This window comes from Acinetobacter sp. (genome assembly GCF_050285345.1).
GTDB lineage: Bacteria > Pseudomonadota > Gammaproteobacteria > Pseudomonadales > Moraxellaceae > Acinetobacter.
Window position 1 is genome coordinate 1 of the sequence record NZ_JBLZXR010000069.1, and the last position, 2,008, is coordinate 2,008.

Genomic DNA, 2,008 nt, shown 5'->3' on the forward strand with positions numbered 1-2,008 from the left:
TCCTGCATTTTTAATGATTCTTCTAAACCAGTGCTAGGAGAGCGCATCAATTGAACTGCAAAATCACCTTCACTCAGCTGTGGTGCAAACTCACTGCCAATTTTAGTGCTTAAAAGCCCAGTAATGAGCAGTAAACACAGTGCAAAAGTCATCACCACAGCCTTGTAATGAAAAGCTGTATTTAATATTCGAAGATACTGCTTTTTCAGCCAAGTCATCCAACGGCTTTCTGTTTCTTTAATTTCACCTTTCACCCAAAGCGCTACAGCTGCAGGTACAAATGTAATAGACAGAATGATCGCCGCAACAAGCGCCAATACTACGGTTAATGCCATCGGATGGAACATTTTTGCTTCTACACCGCTTAAAGCAAAAATTGGCAAATACACCACTAAAATAATTAATTGTCCAAATATCAGCGGACGGCGTGCCTGACGTGCAGCAAAAAAGACTTCTTTAAAGCGTTCATTTTGCGTTAATGGACGTTTCAACGTTTGCTGTGCATGGGCTAAACGTCGTATACAGTTTTCAACAATCACCACTGCACCATCAACAATAATCCCGAAATCCAATGCGCCTAAGCTCATTAGGTTCGCGCTGATATTCTTTTGTGCCATGCCGGTTAAGGTAAACAGCATTGATAGTGGAATAACGCAGGCGGTAATTAAGGCGGCACGGATATTACCTAAAAAGATAAATAAAATGATGATGACTAGAATTGCGCCTTCAACCAAGTTCTTTTGAACGGTTTTAATGGCTTTCTCTACCAATGTGGTACGGTCATATACTGTTTCAATTGTTACCCCTTTGGGTAAGCTGGCTTGAATATCTTTAATTTTGGCATCTACAGCTTTCGAGACAGTTCGGCTATTTTGTCCCATGGCCATCATAGCAATACCTAAAACGGTTTCTTCTCCGTTATAGGTTGCACCACCTGTGCGCAAATCATGCCCTATCGATACTTGTGCAATATCACCCACCCGAATTGGACTGCCATTAGGACTGTCAATCATGGTGTTTTCAATATCTGAAATGGTGTTCAAGGTTCCCGGCACTCGAACTGTTAACTGCTGACCATTTTCTTCAATAAAACCTGCACCACGGTTTTCATTATTTTCCGTGAGCGCTTGCTGTAATTGTTCTAATGACAGATTCAGCTGTTGCATGCGGTTTAAATCAGGTGAAACCACGTAGGTTTTATTAAAACCACCAATGCTGTTGACCTCGGCAACACCTTGTACACGCTGTAATTGCGGACGCACAATCCAATCTTGAATTTCACGTAAATCCATCGCGCTATATGCCGTGCCATCTGCTTTTTTTGTATTGGGTTCAGCTTTCAGCACCCATTGATAAATCTCGCCCAAACCTGTCGAAACGGGCGACATGGTCGGAGAAACCTGAGCAGGCAATGTCGACTGAACTTCTTGTACACGCTGATTAATTTGCTGACGCGCCCAATAAATATCCGTACCGTCTTTAAAGACAATCGTGACTTGTGACAGGCCATAACGGGAAATAGAACGGGTCAATTCCAAATCTGGAATACCAGCCATCGCATTTTCAATCGGATAGGTAATCCGCTGTTCCACTTCTAGTGCTGTAAAGCCACTGGCCTGTGTATTAATTTGCACTTGGGTATTGGTAATATCAGGGACTGCATCAATCGGCAGTTTTTGATAACTATAAATCCCGACGGCAATCCATGTACAAACAAACAGCATCACCCAAATTGCATTTTGAATTGAAAACTGAATAATGCGTTCGAATAGACCTGCTGGCTTTGGTAAATTTGTGTTCGGGTTCTCTGAATTAGTGTTCATGGCCAGCCTCGTCTTTTTCCAGTTCAGATTTCAGTAAAAAACTGCCTTGGGAAATATACTTTTGCCCTGCTTCAAGACCCGAAATCACTTCTAGCCATTGTCCATCACTGGATGCTTGTCCAAGTTTTAGAGCTTGCGCTTTTAAATGCACTTGGCCTTTTTGTTCAGATTCAACAATAAAAATA

The 2,008-nt window shown here is 42.1% G+C and carries 2 protein-coding genes; both read right to left on the bottom strand.

Annotation, left to right across the window (positions count from 1 at the left end; genetic code table 11):
- Nucleotides 1-1,823, bottom strand: a 1,823-nt coding sequence (locus ACN6OV_RS06525; RefSeq protein ID WP_427950988.1) for an efflux RND transporter permease subunit, incomplete at its 3' end; no start/stop codon positions are given.
- On the bottom strand, nt 1,813-2,008 hold a 196-nt coding region (locus ACN6OV_RS06530), incomplete at its 5' end, for a hypothetical protein (protein ID WP_427950991.1). The genes ACN6OV_RS06530 and ACN6OV_RS06525, both read right to left, overlap by 11 nt.